This window comes from Actinoplanes sp. CA-051413 (assembly GCF_050955795.1).
Classification (GTDB): domain Bacteria; phylum Actinomycetota; class Actinomycetes; order Mycobacteriales; family Micromonosporaceae; genus Actinoplanes.
This window is the reverse complement of sequence record NZ_CP192100.1, coordinates 6892288-6911918: the sequence shown is the minus strand read 5'-3', so window position 1 is coordinate 6911918 and position 19631 is coordinate 6892288. Positions and strand designations below refer to the sequence as shown.

The window sequence follows — 19631 nt, the reverse complement described above, 5'->3', positions numbered from 1 at the left end:
AGGGGGCTTGGGATGAGACGAGGACTACTCCTGCGGAGGGCACTGGCTGTGGCCGTGCTCATGGTGGGCGGGTCGGCTGCGGTCGCGCACGCCGCTCCGGCCGTACGGGAAAATGCCGTGGCCGTGGAAGTGCTGGTCTTTCACGGGCCGGTCGCCGAGCAGCAGGATCCGGTGGCCCGCGCGGCCCAGGCGATCAAGGAGCTCGGGCAGGCGGACGGCATCACCGTCACCGAGACCACCGACCCGGCGACGTTCGCGCCCGCCACGCTCGCCCGGTACCGCGCGGTCGTGTTCCTGTCGGCTGCCGGTGCCGCGCTCAGCGGGCCGCAGGAAGCGGCGCTGCAGAGCTATGTGAAGGCGGGCAACGGTTTCGTGGGCATCGCCGACGCGGCGAGCGCTCAGCTGGACTCGGCCTGGTTCACCGGACTGATCGGCACCCGGCCCGCGGGCAGCGTCCCGGTGCCCGAGCCGGTCGCCAAGGTGACCGCGAGCGGGGAGAACACGCCCAACGAAACCAAAGAGAAGCTGAGTGATGGTGACGCGAACACGAAGTGGCTGGTGCGAACACCAACTGCCTGGGTCGCCTACGAGCTGAACAAGCCCACCGCCGTCACCGGATACTCGCTCACCTCCGCCAACGACTTCGTCGGACGCGATCCGAAGGACTGGACGCTGCAGGGCTCCGCCGACGGCACGACCTGGTCCGATGTGGACAAGCGGTCCGGGCAGACGTTCCCGGACCGTTTCGTGATGCGCAAGTTCGAGGTCACCGGCGCGGCCGAGTACAAGCACTACCGCCTGAACATCACCGCCAACGGCGGCGAACCACTGATCCAGCTGGCCGAGCTACGGCTGTTCACCGGCGCGACGACGGCACCGCAGCCGCCCGGCGTCAACGAGGCGGTCGTGGACATCCTCGACCGGCAGCACCCGGCCACGAAGAGCCTGCCGACGACGGTCAAGCGCGCCGACCGTTGGTACAACTGGGATCCGAACCCGGTCGGCACCGTGCACACGGTCGCGCAGGTCGAGGAACGCTTCTACGACCCCGGTGCGAGCGCCAACGGGCCGTTCCACCCGGTCTCGTGGTGCCGCGACTACGACGGCGGCCGGTCCTTCTACACCGGCATGGGCCACACCGAGGGCAGCTACGGCGAAGGCGCTTTCCGCACGCACCTCGCCGGCGCACTGCGCTGGACCACCGGCGTCGAACGCGGTGACTGCCAGGCCACCATCGCCGCCAACTACAAGGTCGAACGGCTCACCGCGGCCAACAAGACCGGCGAGCTCGACCAGATCGGCGAGCCGCACGGGCTGACCATCGCCGACGACGGCACCGTCTTCTACGTCGGCAAGGCCGCCTGCCCGAGCGGGCCGATCGTCGACTGGGCGGATCCCAAGGTCGGCCTCGGGTGCGGCACGATCCACTCCTACGACCCGAAAACCAAACAGGTCAAGCTGTTGACCACGTTGCCGGTCATGGGCAACCGGGGCAGCGGCTCCGAGTTGGTCAAGAACGAGGAGGGTCTGCTCGGCATCGTGCCCGACCCGTCGTTCGCGACCAACGGCTGGCTCTACGTCTACTGGATGCCGCACGACTCCATCGACCGGGAGAAGCGAATCGGCCAGCGCACCATCTCGCGGCTGACCTACGACAAGGCGACCCAGACCATCGATCAGGCGAGCCGCAAGGACCTGCTGCAGTTCCCGGTGCAGATTCACAGCTGCTGCCACGCCGGCGGCGGCATGGCTTTCGACAAGCAGGGCAACCTGTACGTCGGTTCGGGCGACAACAATTCGTCGGAAGGCTCGAGCGGCTACTCCGGCAACAACTGGACCGCCGAGTACCAGGGCGTCTCGTTCCAGGACGCCCGCCGGACCTCGGGCAACACCAACGACCTCGCCGGCAAGATCATCCGAATTCATCCTGAGGTCAACGGCACGTACACGATCCCGGCCGGAAACCTGTTCCCGCCCGGCACCGACAAGGCCCGCCCGGAGATCTACGTGATGGGCGTGCGCAACATCGCCCGGCTCGCGATCGACCCGGAACGCCAGTGGCTGACCGCCGGCTGGGTCGGCCCCGACGCCGCCTCACCCAGTCCGACGCTGGGCCCGGCAAAGTACGAGACCGCCACGATCATCACCTCGGCCGGCAACCAGGGCTGGCCGTACTGCATGGGCAACAAGCAGCCGTACCGGGACCGCAGCAGCACCGACGCCACCGTCCTGACCGGCTGGTACGACTGCGACAACCTCAAGAACGAGTCGCCGCGCAACACCGGCCTGGTCGACATCCCGCCGGCCCGCGACAACATGATCTGGTACGCGCCCGACGGCGGCGGACCCGTCTTCCCGCCCCGGGCCGACGGCAGTGGCATCCCCACCTACGTCAAGGCCGACGCCACCTACACCCAGCCGTACCTGCGTGGTGGCGGGCAGGCGATCATGTCCGGTCCGACGTACCACCGCGATCTGGTGGACACCGCCAGCGGCGTGGCCTGGCCGCAGTACTGGGACGACAAGTGGTTCATCGGCGACCAGTCGAACGCCGCGAACCGCGTCGCTGTCACCGTCGACCCGGCCGGGGTACCCCGGCAGGCACCGCCGGTCTTCGGTGAGTCGCTGCGGGCCATCATCCCGAGCGGCAACGGCGACGCCCGGCTGCAGAGCTGGATGGACGCCAAGTTCGGCCCGGACGGCGCGCTGTATCTGCTGGACTACGGCGGCGGCTTCTTCAGCCTTCATGCCAACCAGAAGCTGATCAGGATCACCTATCAGGGCGGTGCGCCGACCCCGGCTCCCACCGCGTCCTCGGTCGCCGTCCAGAACAAGCCGCTGACCATCGCGTTCTCCGGGTCCCGGTCCGGCGGACTGTCGTACCGCTGGGAGTTCGGTGACGGCGGCACCTCGACCGAGGCCAACCCGCGCCACACCTACGCCAAGGTCGGCAAGTACACCGCCAAGCTGACGGTGACCTACGCAGGTGGCGAGACAGCGACGACGCAGGTCGCCGTGACGGTCGGCTGTGCGACGCCGGACACCCGCACCACGGTGTGGGTGGACCAGACCGACACCGGAGTTCCGAACAGGACGGTCGGTGAGGGCTGCACCATCAACGATCTCATCGACGACGAGAGCAACTGGGCGGACCACGACAGCTTCGTGCGGCATGTCACCGCGGTCACCCGTACGCTCGATCTCACCAGCCGCGAAGCCGGCGCCCTGACTCGTGCGGCGGCCGGATCGGCCGTCGGCCGGCCCGGGCACAAGGGTTACGAACCGCTGTACGACGGCACCGCCCAGTCGTTGCTCGGCTGGGAACAGGCGCCCGCCGGGCAGTTCACGATCCAGCCGGACGGCTCCCTGCGGTCCAGCGGTGGGCTCGGGATGCTCTGGTACACCAAGCCGTTCGGCGACTTCTCCCTCAAGCTCCAGTTCCGGGACGTGGCACCGGGTACGGCCCGCGCCAACAGCGGCGTCTTCACCCGGTTCCCGGACCCGCGCATTCCGCTCGAGGAACGCCCGCCGGGCAGCTGTGGCACCACCGGCTCGGCCCGGACGTCGCAGGCATGGGTGGCCATCTACTGCGGGCACGAGATCCAGCTCTACGACGGCGACACCGGTGAACCGCAGAAGACCGGCTCGATCTACAACTTCGACCCGGTGACGCTCGCCGACGCCCGGGTCACCGCGAAGAACGTCTGGAACACCTACGAGGTGCGGGTCGTGGGCCAGCACTACACGATCCTGCGCAACGGCGTGGTCATCAACGAGTTCGACAACACGCCCGGCAAGCAGTCCTCCCGCGCCGGTGACCCGCCGACCGACCTGCGGCAGTTCGCCAGCGGCTTCATCGGGCTGCAGAACCACAGCGACACCGACCTGATGGACTTCCAGAACATCCGGGTGAGGCCTCTATGATCCGCTTCTTCAAGGTGGCGCTGCTCGGCCTCCTGCTCGTGGTGTCCCCGGTGGCGGTCTCTCCGGCCGCCGCCGCGGGGACCCTGACCTGGACGGCCGACGACGACATCACCCGCTACAAGTCGACGCCCGCCTCGGCCACCGCCGGTGCGACGACGATCGTCTTCGAGAACAGCGCGGCCACCGGCAACACCACCGGCATGCCGCACACGCTCACCTTCGACACCACCACCGAGGGTTACAACCATGATGTGAACCTGAACATCCTGGCCAGCCCGTTCGACACGAACAACGGCCGGCACCAGGCGACCGTCACCCTGACTCCGGGCAAGTACCGCTACTTCTGCTCGATCCCGGGGCACAGCTCGATGGTCGGCGAACTGGTCGTCACCGACGGCGGCGGAGGCGGGGACACCACAGCGCCCACTGTCTCGGCGCAGGTCTCGGGGGAGCGGAACGCCGCCGGTGACTACCTGGGCAGCGCGACGGTGACGGTCTCCGCCTCCGACGCGGGGTCGGGCGTCGACACGGTCGAGTACCAGGTCGACGACACGAGCTGGACGCCGTACACGGCTCCGGTGACGGTGAACGCCATCGGTGACCACTCGGTGCAGTTCCGGGCCACCGACAAGGCGGGCAACGCCTCGGCGGCCGGCTCGGTCTCCTTCACTGTGGTCGAGCCGGGGCCGGCGGAGGACACGACTCCACCGGTGGTCACCTCTCAGGTCACCGGCGACCGTAACACCGCCGGGCAGTACGTCGGCAAGGCCACGGTCACCATCACGGCCACCGACGCGGAGTCCGGGGTGAAGACCATCGAGTACAACGTGGACGGTGGCGCCTTTGCGGCGTACACGGCGCCGGTCGTGGTCAACACGGTCGGGTCGCACATGGTGCACTTCCGGGCCACGGACGTCGCCGGCAACATCTCGGCCGAGCAGATGGCCAGTTTCACCGTGGTCGCCGCGCCAGTTCCTGACACCACGCCGCCGGTTACTTCTGCCGCGGTGCGTACCGAGGCGGACGGCGGCGCGGTCGTGACGGTCACGGCCTCGGATGCCGGATCGGGGGTCGCCTCGATCGAGTACGCGCTCGACTCGGGCGCCTGGACGGCGTACACGTCAGCAGTCGCCGTCCGGGCACCGGGCGCGCACACCCTGCGCTACCGGGCCACCGACGTGGCCGGGAACGCCGCGGCGGAGAAATCGGTGAACTTCACGGTCGTGCCGCCGACGACCGGCGACTGCCCGGTCCCGGACACCCGCGCCACGGTGATCATCGGGGATCAGGACACCGGCATCGCCAACGCCGACACCGGCAACGGCTGCACGATCAACGACCTGATCGCCGAACACGCCGGCTACCCGACCCACGCCGCCTTCGTCCGGCACGTCGAAGCGGTCACGGCGCCGCTGGTCGCCGCGGGCCGGCTCACGGCCCGCCAGCAGGGAACCATCGTGCGGGCCGCGGCCCGCTCCGACGTCGTCAAGGGAGTACAGCGATGAGACGTACCGCCGCGAAGCTGGCCACAGTCACTGCCGTCGTCACCGCCGCGGCGCTGACGATCGCCCCCACCAGCGCCAGCGCCGACCTGGTCACCCACTGCGTCGGCACCGGCGGCGCGGTGACCGTGCCGAACGACCTACTGGTGCCGGCCGGTAAGTCGTGCGCGCTGACCGGCACGACCATCACCGGCAACGTCAGCGTGGCCGCGGGCGCCAACCTCGTCGTGACCGGCGGCCGGATCAGCGGCGAGATCCAGGTCGCCGCGGACGGCTACCTGGACGCCGGCACGACCGCCATCGGCGGCGGCATCGAGCTGGCGTCCGGCGGCTACGGCGTGTTCCTCAAGGACACCGGAACCGGCTCGATCACGGTACGGCCCAAGGGATCCGCCACGAACGACAGCTTCCTGTTCGCGGAGAACGCGGCCATCGACGGCACGGTGACCGCAAGCGCGGGTGAGATCCGGCTCGACCGCAACACGGACGTGACCGGCAACGTGAGCACGACGGGCAGCTACTACACCGACGTGCACGACTCGTTCGTCGACGGCACGCTGTCGGTCCTCAACAGCGCGACCGGAAGCGTGATCTGCGGCAGCGCGGTCCGCGGCCGGGCGACGTTCGCGGGCAACCTCGGCGGCGTCCAGCTGGGCCCGAACGGCACCTTGGACGGATGCGCCTCAGGTGGCTACTGGGGGCGTGACGTGAGCATCACCAACACCACAGGCGGGGTGAATGTTGACGACAACATCATCGACGGCAAGCTGACGACAACATCCAACACGCCGGCGGCCAAGGTGGCGGCGAACAACCGCATCCGCGGCGGCGTCGCGGGGGAGCAGGGGTTGGCGGCGGCTCGGGTGTCGGCCAAGCGGAGCTTGCCGGAGCGCGAGGCGAAGGGCGAGGAGCGCGCCGCGGCGCGGACATCCTCGGCGGTTCAGGAAGCGGACGCGGCGGGAGACGCCGGGCTCTGACCGGCGCGCGGCCCGGGGATCGAACGGTGCCCGGGCCGGCCCGCCTTGCCGGCCCGGAATAGGCGGCGGCTGGTCCGGTTGTTCCGGCTCAGGTAGGCGGCGGCTGGTCCGGTTGTTCCGGCTCAGGTAGGCAGCGGCTGGTCCGGTCGTTCCGGCTTGCGATAAGCCGCGGCCGATCCTGGTTGCTCTGGCTTGCGTCAGGCCGGGCTGGTCCGGCTTGCGGTCGACCCGCCCGGCCAGGGTCGCTCCGGCTTGTGATGAGCCAGGCCGGCCCGGGCTGCCTCAGCCCAACCATCATCGCCTGCGAATCAAGGCGTCACCGTGATGCTTGGTTCTGTTGGTAGGTCCACATCTCGGCCATGAGCCCGTCGACGGGGCGGACCAACCAGATCAGGCGGCCGGGCTCGCCGCGGTGTTGTGGCCGGCCGACGGAGCCCACGACGGCGACGAGGTCGTCGTCGCCCAGGACGGTGTGGACGGTGAAGTGCAGGTCCGGGCGGGCGGCTCGGATGGCCTGGACGGCTTGCTTGACGGCGGCGGGTCCGGTGACCTCCGGGTGGGTGTGGTCGACCCAGTCGGGATGCAGGATCTCGTCAGCGATCGCGGTGTCGCCGGTGTTCCACATGTCGAAGTAGCGCATGACGCTGGTGCCGGCCGGTCCTTGACTCATCGAGGTGCCCCCGTATCTGATGGCGACTGGATTGTTCACGCCGCGTCGACGTCGAGCGAGCGGGCTGAGCGACCTCGATCAGGGAGTCGGCCTGAGCCGGCGGAATTGCACCTCGAACGTGTAGGCCCGGTCGGCCGCCAACTGGTACTCCGGCAGCACACCCGGCCCGCACGAGGCGGACCCGAGCCCGTTCTGGCCGAGGTCAACATTAAGGTGCACCCGGTCGGACGGCTTCAGCTCGTACGGGTGCCGGGCCGCGGCCAGGTCCGCGCTCGTCCAGCGCCGCGCCGTCAGCTCGAACGTCGGGTGGCCGCTTATCTCCAGACCGTTGCCGTCCGGTGCGGTGATGCGGGCCCAGCGCACGCCGGTGCGGTTGCCGTTCTCCTGGGGATGGACGTACGGCGTCTGCATTTCGTCCACCCGGAGGCGGTACCGGCCGAACCGCACCGCCTGCCGGCTGTCGGCGTACGCCTCGCCCGGGCCGTCGCCGAGCCACTCCACCACGTCCAGGTCCGCCGGGCCGGCCAGGTGCAGACCCAGCCGGGGCAGTACGCCGCTCCAGGCTCCCACCGGCTCGGTGTTGACCGACAGCGTCACGCCGTCGTCCGCGGCCGTCCAGCGGTAGGTGGCGAGGACTGCCAGGTCGGTGGCGGCCGGGGCGACCCGGGTGCGGACCACGAAGGTGTCGCCGTCCGCGCCGAGGTCGATGACGCGGTGCTGCAGGCGGTCCAGGCCGATCCTGCGCCATTCGCTCGCCACCGCGTCGCGGACATCCCGGGGTGGGGCGTCGTTGTCCGTCGGCGCGCGCCACAGGTCCAGCCGCGGGCCGGTCACCGGTAGGCCCGGTTGATTTCCGGGTCGAGCTCGACCATCCGGTCCCGGAACTCGGTCGTCCAGGCTCAGCAGCAGACCGGTGCGTGGGTCGAACCTGGCCGTGCCGACTCGTACCAGTCCGCTGTCGTCCGTCCGTACCGGATGCCTGGTCTTTCGGGGGGTGGGTTGCGCGCGGGCCGGGAGTTGCACCTGGGTCCAGGCGATCTCGTGGCCCGCCGGGGCCCACGGCTCGTCGTGGGCCAGCAAGGCCCGAACGGTCAGCCAGGTGTCTACGCCCGCGGCGGGCAACTCCGGCAGGTGGCCGGTGACCTGAGCGCCGGCCGGGGCGACCGGCACGGTCAGGCTGCCCTCGGCCAGGGTGACGCCATGCTCCTGCACAGCCCAGTCGAAGGCCAGGTGTGAGGTGTTCCTGAAGTCGTACTTGTTGTTGACCTGAACCTCAGCCAGGCCCGGATCGACGGTCAGCCTGACCGGTTCGCTGACCTTCTTGAGTTCGAGCAGGCCCGGTGACGGGGTGTGGTCCGGGAACACCAGGCCGTCCGCCACGAAGTTGCCGTCGTGCAGCGGTTCGCCGAAGTCGCCGCCGTACGCGAAATAGTGCCCCTCGCCGCCCGGCACCGGTTGGCGGATGCCGTGGTCGATCCACTCCCAGACGAAGCCACCCTGACATCGGGGGTACGTGTCGAAGAGCCGCTGATACTCCGCCAGCCCGCCCGGACCGTTGCCCATGGCGTGCGCGTACTCGCAGAGGATGAACGGCAGGGACCGGCGGTGCGCGTCGGCGGCCGGATCGCGGGTCGGTGGCTCCTCGCCGCGGCCGATCGTGGCGACCTCGTCCGGGGAGGCGTACATGCGGCTGTAGCAGTCGGTGTAGCTGCTGTCCCGGTCGCCCTCGTAGTGGATCATGCGGGAGGGGTCGCGGTCGCGGATCCAGTGGGCCATCGCGGCCAGGTTGCGTCCGGTGCCTGCCTCGTTGCCCAGGGACCAGGCGATGACGCTGGGATGGTTCTTGTCGCGTTCGACCATCCGCTGCGCCCGGTCCACAAAGGCGGGTGCCCAGCGGGGGTCGTCGCTGGGATTGCCGCGCCAGCCGGTCACGGCGAACCCGTGGGTCTCCAGGTCGCACTCGTCGACGACCCACAGGCCCAGCTCGTCGCAGAGATCCAGGAACTCCGGCGCCGGCGGATAGTGGCTGGTGCGTACGGCGTTGAGGTTGTGCTGTTTCATCATCAGCAGGTCCTGGCGCATGACCGCCACCGGCACGGCCCGCCCGGCGTCGGGGTCCCACTCGTGCCGGTTGACGCCGCGCAGCGACACGGGTGTCCCGTTGACCGTCCACCGGCCGTCGGCCAGTGCCACCGTACGGAAACCGATCCGGATGTCGGCACCTTCCGTCCCGGTCTCCAGCCGCGCGGTGTAGAGCCGGGGTGTCTCGGCCGACCACGGTTCCACCCGGTTGATGACGTGCGGGCCGGCCGCGTCCACGTCGACCAGGCCGAGCTCGGCGATCGTGAGCCGGGCCGGAACGTCGGTGTCGACCGACACTGTGCCGTGTCCGGTGAGGTGGTCGTAGGCGGCGTGCACGAACACGTCGCCCAGTCCGCCCTCGGGCCGGGCCAGCAACCGGACCGTCCGGAAGATGCCGGACAGCCACCACATGTCCTGGTCCTCTAGGTAGCTGCCCGAGGACCACTGGTGCACCCGTACCGCCAGCACGTTGCGGCCCGGCCGCAGCAGGCCCCCGACGGCGAACTCCGCGGGCAGCCGGCTGCCCTTCGCGTGGCCCAGCTCCTCGCCGTTCAACCACACCTTGTAGCAGGAGTCGACGCCCTCGAAACGGATCACCGCGGGACCTGCCGGCCAGCCGGCCGGCAGGTCGAAGACCCGGCGATACTCGCCGGTGGGGTTCTCGTCGGGCACGTGCGGCGGATCGATCGGGAACGGATAACGGACATTGGTGTACGCCGGTGCGCCGTACCCGTGCAGTTGCCAATGCGCCGGAACGGCGAGGGTGTCCCAGCTCTGGTCGGCGAAGCCGGGATCGGCGAAGCCGCTGGTGACAGCGTCGACCGTGGGGGCCAGGTGGAACCGCCAAGGGCCGTCCAGGGTCAGCGCCGCGGCGTCCGAGCCGACGTCGGCCCGGGGTCCGCACAGCCCTTCCCCGGGTCGCAGGTCCTCGTGATACCGGTCGGTCATCGGCTGCTCAGCCGGTGGGCGTGGCAGCGGCAACAGCCTCGGCGGCCGTGGCGTGCACCGGCAGGAGGCGGTCGAGGTTCGTGGCCAGCAGCACCGCGGTGACCGCCGGCTGGACGCCCGCCAGCCGCAGCTGCCCGCCGCGTGCCAGCGTCTTCTTGTGCAGGTCGACGAACAAGCTCAGGCCACCGGAGTCGCAGAAGGTCACCGCACCGAGATCGAGGACGAGCCACCGGCAGCCGTCCTGGAATGCCGCCTCGGCCGCGTCCTCCAGGGCCTGCCGGCTGTCATGATCGATCTCGCCGGCGGCGGACAACACCGTGACCGGGCCCTCGCTGGTCGCGGTTACCGTGAGCATCTGCTCTGTCATGAGCGGGCGTCGTCCTCTCTCGTCGCTTGGCCGGCTTTCGGCACGGTGTTCAGGGCCGCCGGGGTGGACCACTGCACCAGCATCAGGGTGGCGTCGTCGGCCGGGGGACCGGATTGATGGTCGACCACGGCGTGCGCCAGCCGGCGCAGGGTCTCGGGGGCCGGCAGGCCGGCGCGCTCGTGCTGCTCGGCCAGGTCGACCAGACGGCCGACCCCGAAGCGGTCGCCGGCCGCGGTCCGTGCCTCGGTGACGCCGTCGGTGTAGAGCAGCAGCCGGTCGTCCGGTTCGAGGAAATGCTCGGCGACCTCGGCCGACGGGTCGGCGATGCCCAGTGGCATGCGCCCCGGCGCCTTCAGCTCGCGGACGAGCTTGCCCCCGCGCAGCAGCAGCGGCGGCGGGTGCCCGGCGTTGACGAAGCGCAACCTTCCGGTGTGCAGGTCCAGCTCGGCCAGCACCGCCGTGGCGAAGCGGGTGTCCGGGAACTGCTCCTCCAGCGCGGCGTCGGCGGCCCGCGCCTGCTCGTCCAGCCGGCCACCGGCGTTGCGCGTGGTCCGGATCGCGGCGAGCGCGACCGCGCAGGCGAGGCCGGCCCGCAGGCCCCGGCCCACCGCGTCCAGGATCACCAGCTGTGCCGTGGTGCCGGTGAGGGCGTAGTCGAAACCGTCGCCGCCGACCTCGTAACACGGCTGCAGGATGGCGCTCACCGCCACCCGATCGGTGCTGGAGGTCAGCGGCGGCAGGATGCTCCCGAGCAGCTCCGACGCCGTCGACATCGGCCGGGTCCGGCGGACGCGGTCGATGTGGTCACCGCGCGTGGTCACGGAGGCGATCAGATGCCCGACGAGACCAGCGAGCAACTCGCAGTGCCGGACCAGCTCCCGGTCCTCGGCGTCCGCGTCCTCTGTCACCACGAACTCGATCACGCCGAGCCGGTCGGTGGCGTCGACCATCGGCACCCACCAGCGGCGGACACCGTCCCGGCCACCGAGGGCCGGCGTCGACTCGACGCGCGCGAACGCCCGGCCCGGCAGCGAACCGTCGACGGACACCGGATCGGGCGCTTCCGCACCCGGCCCGACCAGCGCCCGCAGGGCGACCTGCTCATGGTCGACCAACCAGATCCGGGCCCGGAGGCCGAGCGGAGCGACCACGGCATCGAGCGACGACGGTACGTCCTCAGGGGTCCACAGGTGAGAACGGTCCAGCAGCTGCCGCAGTGCCTCGAACCACCGCGACTCCTCCGATTCGCCCATGGGCACCAGCGTAGATCCGCGCCGGCGTGGGTATGCGGCGGGCCGAGCCGAACACGAGGAGAAGACCATGGACGACGTCAGCACGGCCGAGCGGGCCGTCCACCCGGCTCCGAGACGCCGCCGGACCTGGCTGCGGGTGTTCCTCACCGGCCTGGTGCTGTGGATCCTCACGGTCGCGGTCACCTTCGTGACGGGCAACCCCAATCTGATCCCGACCCTCGTCCTGCTGGGCAGCTTCCTCGTACCGGTGTCCTTCGTGGTCTGGGCCTTCGGCCGCCGGCACAGCGGTGAGGTCACCGCCGAGCTGCTGTTCAGCACGTTCGTCACCGGCGGGGTGCTCGGGGTGCTGGCGGCCTCGCTGCTGGAGTCCTACCTGTTGCACCCCTCACCGGGCCTGTTCATCGGCGTGGGCCTGATCGAGGAGGCCGCGAAGCTCACCGTCCTGGCCGTCCTGACCCGCAGACTGCAGCACAAGTACGCCGCGGACGGGCTGATCCTGGGCGCTTCGGTCGGGTTTGGCTTCGCCGCCTTCGAATCGGCCGGCTACGCCTTCACCGCTCTGTTCACCGAGCAGGGGCTGTCGCTGATGCAGCTGGTCCAGACCGAGCTGCTGCGCGGGCTGCTCGCTCCCGTCGGCCACGGCCTGTGGACGGCCATCCTCGGCGGCGTGCTGTTCTCCGCGAGCGGCCGGGAGCATTTCGCGCTGACCTGGCGGCTGCTGCTGGCGTACCTCGGAGTTTCTGCCCTGCACGCGCTCTGGGACAGCATGCACAGCATCGCCCTGCTGCTGACGCTGGTGCTGACCGGTACGCCGTACCAGTTCTCCCTGCTGGACCGCGGCTATCAGCCGCAGCCGACCGCCGGCCAGACCCATCTCTTCACCGCGCTGTCCTGGGGTGGTCTGCTCGTCGTGTCGCTGGTCGGTATCGGCTGGCTGCTCGCTGTCCGGCGGCACGCCGACCAGGAAGCCCGGGCCGTGCTGTGGAAGATCCCCGCCTATCGGTGACACGGCCTGTCATGATGGCGCGCGATGATCGAAGTGATCGGGTTGACCAAGTCCTACGGGCGGGTCCGTGCCGTCGACGACGTGACGTTCTCCGCCGTGCCCGGGCGCGTGACCGGATTCCTCGGGCTCAACGGCTCCGGCAAGACCACGACGCTGCGGATGCTGCTCGGCCTGACCCGGCCGACGTCCGGCATGGCGCTGATCAACAAGGTGCGCTACCAGGAGCTGAGCGATCCGGCCCGGCAGGTCGGGGCCGTCCTGGAGCAGGGCATCAGCCATCCCGGGCAGAGCGGCCGGGCCCACCTGGTGACGCAGGCCCTGCTCACCGGGGCCGACCGGGCCCGGATCGACCCGCTGCTGGCGCAGGTCGGCCTCGACGACGCCGCGGAGCAGCGCTGCGGCGACTACTCGCTCGGCATGCGCCAGCGGCTCGCCGTGGCGACCGCCCTGCTCGGCGAGCCGTCGGTGCTGGTCCTGGACGAGCCGGCGAACGGCCTGGACCCCGAGGGCATCGCCTGGCTCCGTGAGCTGCTGCGCGAGCACGCCCGCAACGGCGGCACGGTGCTGATCTCCAGCCACCTGCTCGCCGAGCTGGCCCAGCTCATCGACGACGTCGTGATCATCGCGGACGGCACGGTGCGCTACGCGGCACCGCTGACGGAACTGTACGGCTCGGAGTCGGCGCGGCTGCGGATCCGCGGCCGCGATCCGCAGCTGCTGTGGCGCGTGTTCGAGGAGGCCGGGGCCCAGGTCGACACCGACGGGTACGCCCTGGAGGTGATCGGGCTGACGCCGGAGGACGCGGGCGAGCTCGCCTTCGAGGCTCAGGTGCCGATCTACGAACTGGCCACCGACGCCCCCAACCTCGAACAGATCTTCCTCGGCCTGGTCAGCGCCCCGGCCTCCGCCGTCGAGGAGGCCGTCCCATGATCGCCGTGGTACGCAGCGAGCTCTACCGCCTCTCGACGATCCGCTCCAGCGCGCTGTCACTCGCGATCTTCACCGGCCTGGGCACCATCCTCGGCATGATCGGCTCCGACTTCTGGGCGCTGCTGGCGGGAGTGGGCGCGTTCGGCTTCGGCGTCACCGGCGTCTCCCAGCACTTCCAGCACCGGACCGCCGTACTGCTGTATCTGGCCCGGCCCCGGCGCATCCGGGTGCTGATCGGCCAGCTGATCACCACCGTGATCGTGGGTTTCGGCTTCACCGCGATCAGCGGTCTGATCGTGCTCATCCAGGGCAACCGCGAGCGATACCTGATCACCCTGCTGGTCGCGCCGATCATGGCGGTGCTCGGCGCCGCCGCGGCGGCCATCGCCCGCAGCGCGACCATGCTGTTCGTCGGCTTCGTGGCGTGGATCATCTTCGTCGAGGCGATGTACGGCAAGCTCCAGGAGCCACTGCCGTTCTCCGCCTACCTGGACGCGGCCTCGGGCGACGTCCAGAAGCTGCTGATCCTGCTGGGCTGGACCCTGGCGACGATCATCGGCGCGGCGGTCGCGATCCGCCGCGACCTCACCGGCGACTGACCGGTCCCCGGCGCACGGCCTCTCACGGCCGCACGGGCTTTCACGGCCGCACGGCCTTTCACGGCCGCACGGGCTTTCACGGCCGCACGGCCTTTCACGGCCGCACGGGCTTTCACGGCCGCACGGGCTTTCACGGCAGCACGGCCTCTCATGGCAGCACGGCTTTTCGTGGCAGCATGGCTCGATGCGTCACGTGTCTGATCATGAGCGCCGCGCCCGGCTCGGGGTCCGGCACGCGCTGGCGCCCGCGTTCCGGGCCGATTCTCCGGATTCCGTCACGCGGGCGATGACCGTGCTCCACGCCACCGAGCCGGCCACGGTCTACCTGTCGTGCTGGGCGCGGGCCGGGTCGATCGAGATCGCCGACGTCGACCGGGCGCTCTACGCCGACCGTACGCTGGTCAAGCAGCTGGCCATGCGCCGCACTCTCTTCGTGGTCCCGCGCGACCTGCTGCCGGCGGTCTGGTCCAGCGCGTCCGCCCGGGTCGCGGGCACCGAACGGGCCCGCATCGCCAAGGACGCCGTCCTGGCCGGACTCGCCGAGGACGGGCACGACTGGATCGACCGCGCCCGCGCCGAGGTCATCGCCGCGCTCGCGGACGCCCCGGACGGTCGCTCGGCGCTGGAGATCCGGCAGGCGGTGCCGCTGATCGACGTGAAGACGACCGTGGGGGCCGGCGGACTGTCGCCGGCGGGCCGGGTGCTGACCCACCTCGGGGCCACCGCCGACATCGTGCGGGGCGTCAACACCGCAGGCTGGTACACGTCCCGGCCGCGCTGGACTCTCATGCGGCACTGGCTCACCGACGTTCCGGCGATCGGCGGTGCGGCTGAGGGCTATCGCGAGATCGTGCGCCGCTCGTTGTACACCTTCGGACCCGGCACTGAGGACGACCTTGTCTGGTGGCTCGGGGCGACCCGGAGCGTGGTGCGGGCGGCGCTCGGGGAGGTCGGTGCTGTCGCGGTCTCGCTCGACAGTGGCGACACCGGCTGGCTGTTGCCGGACGACCTCGACGAAGTGCCCGACCCGGGACCGTGGGCGGCGCTGCTGCCGGTTCTCGATCCGACGGTCATGGGGTGGCAGCGGCGGGACTTCTACCTCGGGCCGCACCGCGACCAGCTCTTCGACAACCGGGGGAACGCGGGCGCGACCGCTTGGGTCGATGGGCGTGCTGTGGGTAGCTGGGTGCAGGACGAGGTTGGTGTGGTGAGGGTGAGGTTGCTGGAGTCTGTGTCGGCTGCTGGTCGCCGGTGCCTTGATGTGGAGGCGGCTCGGTTGACTGCTTGGCTTGGTGGTTTCCGGGTTCCGAGTCTCTACCGGTCGCCGGCCATGCGACCGGACCCGGCGTAGGAGCCGGCGTAGGCGCTCAGGCGAGTCCGGTCAGGAAGAGCAATCCGGCGATCACCAGCCCGCCCTCGACCAGCGCGACGAACACCCGGTCGCTGATCGAGGCGACGATCCTCCGGCCGGTCCACGCGCCCGCCATGACAACCGGCGTCAGCGCGGCGCCGTAGAGCACGATCCGCCCGGTGAGCAGATCACCGGCGCCGTATGCGGCCGTCTTGGTCAGGTGCAGGGTGAGTGCGGCGGCGGCCTCGGTGCCGATGTACGCCGCGCGCGTCAACCCGTACGCCAGGAAGAACGGCGCCGTCAGCGGGCCCACCGACCCGAGCAGCGCCGAACCGAATCCGGACGCGGCGCCGACACCGATGAACGCCCGGTCGCCGGGCCGGCCGGGGCGCGGGCGGAGCCGGCGCCAGGCCACCACCCCGATGAGGAACGCTCCCAGCACCCGCTTGAGCGGACTCAGCGGGGCGTGGCTCAGCAGGACGGCACCGCCCACGGCGAACGGCACAGCGCCGAGCGCGAACCAGCCCACGAGCGGCCACCGGATGTCCCGGCGGTTGAGCCACAGCCGGCTGCCGTTGCTCGACAACTGCGCCAGCGTCAGCATCGGCACCGCGACCCGCAGCCCGAACAAGGCAGTGAAGACGGGCAGCAGCAGCACCCCACCACCGAACCCGGTCACGGCGGACAGCAATGCCAGCAGGAACGCCGCGGCGGCCGCGAGCGCCAACGTCTCCATCGGTTGCCGACTGTAGTCGCGGCCGGTCAGGAACCGCGTGGGGCGTACATGATCACGGCGACGCCGACCAGGCAGATGCCGGCGCCGATCACGTCCCACCGGTCCGGGCGGAACTTGTCCACGACCATGCCCCAGGCCAGCGAGCCGGCGACGAAGACGCCGCCGTAGGCGGCCAGGATCCGCCCGAAGTTGGCGTCAGGCTGAAGGCAGGCCACGAAACCGTACGCGCCGAGAGCGATCACGCCGGCGGCTATCCACCACAGGCCGCGGTGTTCGCGCCAGCCCTGCCAGATCAGCCAGGCGCCGCCGATCTCGGCGAGGGCCGCCAGGACGAAGAGCAGCAATGAACGGGCGATGATCACCTTGGCCACGGTATCCGTACCGGAGTGGTCACGGGGTGGCGCAAGAGCAGGTGCCGCCGGTGCAACGGGCGCGGTGGGGGTTGTGGGTGGTGCGCCACCAGGCGGCGGCGGCCAGGGCGGTGAGTGCTGCGGCGGTGCCGGGCAGCCAGGACACGGCTACGGCCCAGGTTGCGCCGGAGAGGACTCCGGCGGTCAGGAGCAGCGGGATGGCGCAGCAGGCTGCGCAGGCGAGGGCGGCGAGGCCGGTCAGGCCGGGCGGCAGCAGTCGGCGGGTGCGGGCGGTCAGGCCGGAGGGCGGCAGTCGGCGAGTGCGGTGAGCGGGGCCGGCAGGGCTTAAGGGCGTCGGCAGTGGGCGGGTGCCGCCGGTCGGGCTGGCGAGCGGCACTGCGCTGGTGCGGTGAGCGGGGCCGGTCAGGCCGGGCGGCGGCAGAGGGTGTGCGCGGTCGGCAGGGCCGGTCGGGCTGGGCGGCAGAAGCTGGCGGGCGGGGTCAGCGGGGATCGGCATCCGGGGCTCCTACCGCGATGGTGGCGAACGGGATCGGGCAGCAGGGCTGAGCGGCGCACGTCACCAGGTCGTCGCAGCCGGCGTCGACGGCCGCTCGCAGCGTGCCGGCGATGATCTGCAGGTCGCTGATCTTGGCTTCCACTTCGGCGAGCTTGGCCTGCGCCCGGGACTGCAGCCCGGCATCGGCGCCTCGCCCGTGCCGGTGCCGGCCGGTCTCCAGCAGGTCGGCGATCTCCTCGAGGGTGAAGCCGAGCCGCTGCGCCGCCTTGATCACCCGCAGCACGGTGACCGTCTCGGCCGGGTACATCCGGTGCCCGCCCAGGCTGCGGTCCGGTTCGGCGAGCAGGCCCCGGCGTTCGTAGTAGCGCAGCGTCTGGAGGTTCACCCCCGCGGCCGCGGCGACCACACTGCTGCGCAGGCCGCTCACGCGGCCATCCCGGCGACTGCCCGGCCGGCGAGCGCGTCCAGCACGGCGATCTGCGCGGGCGGCACCTGTACGTCGAGGTTCACTGCTTCATGCTCACCTTCACCGGCGGCGGTGAAGGTGAACGTGAAGAAGGAGCAGCATGAGCTTTCCCGGGCGGTGAGGTCGCGGGCCACCGGCTCGGCGGCCGGGTCGAGCCGCCACCGCAGCACAGTGGGCGACAGCCGCCGCTGATCACGCAGCGCGGTGGCGAAGAGGTCGTCGAACTCGGCCAGCCGCAGCGGCTGGTCGATGGTGGGCAAGGTGCACGCCTCGGACACCCACTCCTGGTCTTCTCCGGTCATGGTCCGACGGTAAACCCGTACCTAGGTACCGGATACAACTCGACTGGGCCTTGTCGTGGCGCGGGACTGAGGCGTTCGGGTGGTGGGCGGATCGGGATCAGCGCGGGGAGGGGACGGGTGCGCTCGCGTGGTGGGCTGGGCGGTCGGAGACCCGATGCTCGGCCATCCGCAGCGCCTCGACCACCAGGCGGCGTACGTGCGGGTCCGTGACCGCGTACACCGACCGGCGACCGTCGCGGCGGGCCCGGACCAGCCCGGCGAGGCGCAGTTTGCCAAGATGCTGCGACACGGCCGGACGAGCCGCACCGACCAGCCGGGTCAAAGCAGTCACGTCGCTCTCCGCGTCGACCAGAGCAGCCATCAGGCGCAGCCTCGTGCCGTCGGCCAGCATCCCGAGCGTGACCGTCGCTGCCTGGATCACGGCGTCGCTCATGAGTGGTTCCTGCAGGTCACTGGCAGTTGCACCGTTGTCGCGTGCGTACATGAGCACATATTATCGGTGGGAGGCACGGACCACCAGAACGGCAGGGGAGCACCGATGGTCGACCACGACCACCAGCACGACCACAGCCAGCACGACCACGATCACAGCCACCACGACAACTGGTGGGAGCGCCTCCGCCACCAGCTCACCCCGCACTCGCACGACAGCGCCGACAAGGTCGACTCGGCGCTCGAGTCGTCGCGGGAAGGACTCCGTGCCCTGTGGATCTCGCTGGTCGTGCTGGGTGTCACCGCGGCCCTGCAAGCAGGCGTCGTCGTGCTCTCCGGCTCGGTGGCGCTGCTCGGCGACACCCTGCACAACGTCGCTGACGCGCTGACCGCCGTACCCCTGGGTATTGCTTTCCTGCTCGGCCGCCGGGCCGCGACCCGGGCGTACACCTATGGTTTCGGCCGGGCCGAGGATCTCGCCGGCATTGTCATCGTGCTGGTGATCGCCGCTTCGGCGATCGCCGCCGGGTGGACCGCGGTCAACCGGTTGCTGCACCCGCAGACCATGACGCACCTGCCGTGGGTGCTGGCCGCCGGCGTGATCGGCTTCGTCGGCAACGAGATCGTCGCCCGCTACCGCATCAGTGTCGGCCGGCGCATCGGCTCGGCGGCCCTGGTCGCCGACGGCCTGCACGCCCGCACCGACGGTTTCACCTCGCTCGCGGTCGTCGTCGCGGCGGCCGGTGCCTGGGTCGGCTGGCGCTGGGCCGACCCGGCCGTCGGGCTGGCCATCACGGCGGCGATCGCGTTTGTGCTCAAGGACGCCGCCCGGGAGGTGTACCGGCGGCTGATGGACCGGGTGGATCCGGAGCTGGTCGACCGGGCCGAGGAATCGCTGCGGGCGGTTCCGGGCATCCGTGACGTGTCCGGGCTGCGGTTGCGCTGGATCGGGCACCGGATGCACGCGGAGGCGGCCGTGGTGGTGGATGCCGACCTGAGCCTGCTGGCCGCGCACGAGATCGCCGCGGATGCCGAGCATCAGCTGACCCACCGGGTGCCGCGGCTGACCGGCGCGACCGTGCACGTGGACCCGGCCAGCCACCCGGGCGACAGCCACCACACCGACCTGTCCCAGCACCGTCGCGACCGCCTGTCCTCGCCCGCGGTAGGGCACTGACGGATTCCGGATAGGACCCTGGCGGGCTGAAGTGCCACCATC

17 protein-coding genes and 1 pseudogene are annotated in these 19631 nt (G+C 70.8%); 8 read left to right on the top strand and 10 right to left on the bottom strand.

Annotated elements, in window-relative coordinates; all coding sequences use genetic code 11:
* The first annotated feature begins 12 nt into the window (after window positions 1–12).
* The 3 genes and pseudogenes from ACQP2Y_RS32525 (at window position 13) to ACQP2Y_RS32515 (ending at window position 6403) form a co-directional block, all read left to right on the top strand.
* Complete coding sequence (locus ACQP2Y_RS32525; protein WP_433719400.1) at window positions 13–3924, top strand: ThuA domain-containing protein; 3912 nt, start codon at window positions 13–15, stop codon at window positions 3922–3924.
* Window positions 3921–5087: pseudogene (locus ACQP2Y_RS32520) on the top strand (cupredoxin domain-containing protein); the annotation flags it as partial. The gene ACQP2Y_RS32525 and the pseudogene ACQP2Y_RS32520, both read left to right, overlap by 4 nt.
* A 338-nt stretch (window positions 5088–5425) precedes the next feature.
* On the top strand, window positions 5426–6403 hold the full coding sequence (locus tag ACQP2Y_RS32515) for a hypothetical protein (protein WP_433719397.1): 978 nt from the start codon (window positions 5426–5428) through the stop codon (window positions 6401–6403).
* Between the two features lie 316 nt (window positions 6404–6719).
* On the opposite strand, the gene ACQP2Y_RS32510 is transcribed toward ACQP2Y_RS32515, so the two are convergent.
* From ACQP2Y_RS32510 to ACQP2Y_RS32495, 4 genes are all read right to left on the bottom strand, one after another.
* The gene (locus tag ACQP2Y_RS32510; RefSeq protein ID WP_433719394.1) at window positions 6720–7073 is read right to left on the bottom strand and encodes an ester cyclase; all 354 of its coding nucleotides are present in this window, start codon (window positions 7071–7073) and stop codon (window positions 6720–6722) included.
* A gap of 78 nt (window positions 7074–7151) precedes the next feature.
* Window positions 7152–10103 carry a glycoside hydrolase family 2 TIM barrel-domain containing protein gene (locus ACQP2Y_RS32505; RefSeq protein ID WP_433719391.1) on the bottom strand — a complete coding sequence of 984 codons (2952 nt, stop codon included), beginning with the start codon at window positions 10101–10103 and terminating at the stop codon, window positions 7152–7154.
* A 7-nt stretch (window positions 10104–10110) separates the two neighbouring features.
* A complete protein-coding gene (locus ACQP2Y_RS32500; RefSeq protein WP_433719388.1) occupies window positions 10111–10470 on the bottom strand; it encodes an STAS domain-containing protein in 360 nt (119 codons plus the stop codon).
* The gene (locus tag ACQP2Y_RS32495) at window positions 10467–11723 is read right to left on the bottom strand and encodes a PP2C family protein-serine/threonine phosphatase (RefSeq protein WP_433719385.1); all 1257 of its coding nucleotides are present in this window, start codon (window positions 11721–11723) and stop codon (window positions 10467–10469) included. Before ACQP2Y_RS32495 ends, ACQP2Y_RS32500 begins: the two co-directional genes overlap by 4 nt.
* Before the next feature lie 67 nt (window positions 11724–11790).
* On the opposite strand from ACQP2Y_RS32495, the gene ACQP2Y_RS32490 reads away from it, so the two are divergent.
* From ACQP2Y_RS32490 to ACQP2Y_RS32475, 4 genes are all read left to right on the top strand, one after another.
* Entirely contained in the window at window positions 11791–12729 is a 939-nt protein-coding gene (locus ACQP2Y_RS32490; protein WP_433719383.1) for a PrsW family intramembrane metalloprotease, read from the top strand.
* 24 nt (window positions 12730–12753) lie between these two features.
* Window positions 12754–13659 (top strand): ATP-binding cassette domain-containing protein, encoded by a 906-nt coding sequence (locus ACQP2Y_RS32485; protein ID WP_433719380.1) that lies wholly within the window; start codon window positions 12754–12756, stop codon window positions 13657–13659.
* The gene (locus tag ACQP2Y_RS32480) at window positions 13656–14258 is read left to right on the top strand and encodes a hypothetical protein (RefSeq protein WP_433719377.1); all 603 of its coding nucleotides are present in this window, start codon (window positions 13656–13658) and stop codon (window positions 14256–14258) included. Before ACQP2Y_RS32485 ends, ACQP2Y_RS32480 begins: the two co-directional genes overlap by 4 nt.
* A 184-nt stretch (window positions 14259–14442) precedes the next feature.
* Window positions 14443–15609, top strand: coding sequence for a winged helix DNA-binding domain-containing protein (locus ACQP2Y_RS32475; RefSeq protein ID WP_433719374.1), 1167 nt, complete (start codon window positions 14443–14445; stop codon window positions 15607–15609).
* Between the two features lie 16 nt (window positions 15610–15625).
* Here the strand turns inward: ACQP2Y_RS32475 and ACQP2Y_RS32470 are convergent, their stop codons facing one another.
* The 6 genes from ACQP2Y_RS32470 to ACQP2Y_RS32445 form a co-directional block, all read right to left on the bottom strand.
* A complete protein-coding gene (locus ACQP2Y_RS32470; protein ID WP_433719371.1) occupies window positions 15626–16345 on the bottom strand; it encodes a sulfite exporter TauE/SafE family protein in 720 nt (239 codons plus the stop codon).
* Window positions 16346–16371: 26 nt separating this feature from the next.
* Complete coding sequence (locus tag ACQP2Y_RS32465) at window positions 16372–16707, bottom strand: YnfA family protein (protein ID WP_433719368.1); 336 nt, start codon at window positions 16705–16707, stop codon at window positions 16372–16374.
* A 28-nt stretch (window positions 16708–16735) separates the two neighbouring features.
* Window positions 16736–17212: a hypothetical protein gene (locus ACQP2Y_RS32460; RefSeq protein ID WP_433719366.1), complete on the bottom strand. Its 477-nt coding sequence runs from the start codon at window positions 17210–17212 to the stop codon at window positions 16736–16738.
* Window positions 17196–17639, bottom strand: coding sequence for a MerR family transcriptional regulator (locus ACQP2Y_RS32455; RefSeq protein WP_433719363.1), 444 nt, complete (start codon window positions 17637–17639; stop codon window positions 17196–17198). Before ACQP2Y_RS32455 ends, ACQP2Y_RS32460 begins: the two co-directional genes overlap by 17 nt.
* Window positions 17636–17980 carry a hypothetical protein gene (locus ACQP2Y_RS32450; RefSeq protein ID WP_433719361.1) on the bottom strand — a complete coding sequence of 115 codons (345 nt, stop codon included), beginning with the start codon at window positions 17978–17980 and terminating at the stop codon, window positions 17636–17638. Before ACQP2Y_RS32450 ends, ACQP2Y_RS32455 begins: the two co-directional genes overlap by 4 nt.
* Window positions 17981–18077: 97 nt before the next feature.
* Window positions 18078–18413 carry an ArsR/SmtB family transcription factor gene (locus ACQP2Y_RS32445; RefSeq protein ID WP_433719358.1) on the bottom strand — a complete coding sequence of 112 codons (336 nt, stop codon included), beginning with the start codon at window positions 18411–18413 and terminating at the stop codon, window positions 18078–18080.
* 105 nt (window positions 18414–18518) lie between these two features.
* Here ACQP2Y_RS32445 and ACQP2Y_RS32440 point away from each other — a divergent pair, with 105 nt between their 5' ends.
* Complete coding sequence (locus ACQP2Y_RS32440) at window positions 18519–19589, top strand: cation diffusion facilitator family transporter (protein WP_433719355.1); 1071 nt, start codon at window positions 18519–18521, stop codon at window positions 19587–19589.
* Window positions 19590–19631 lie beyond the last annotated feature (42 nt).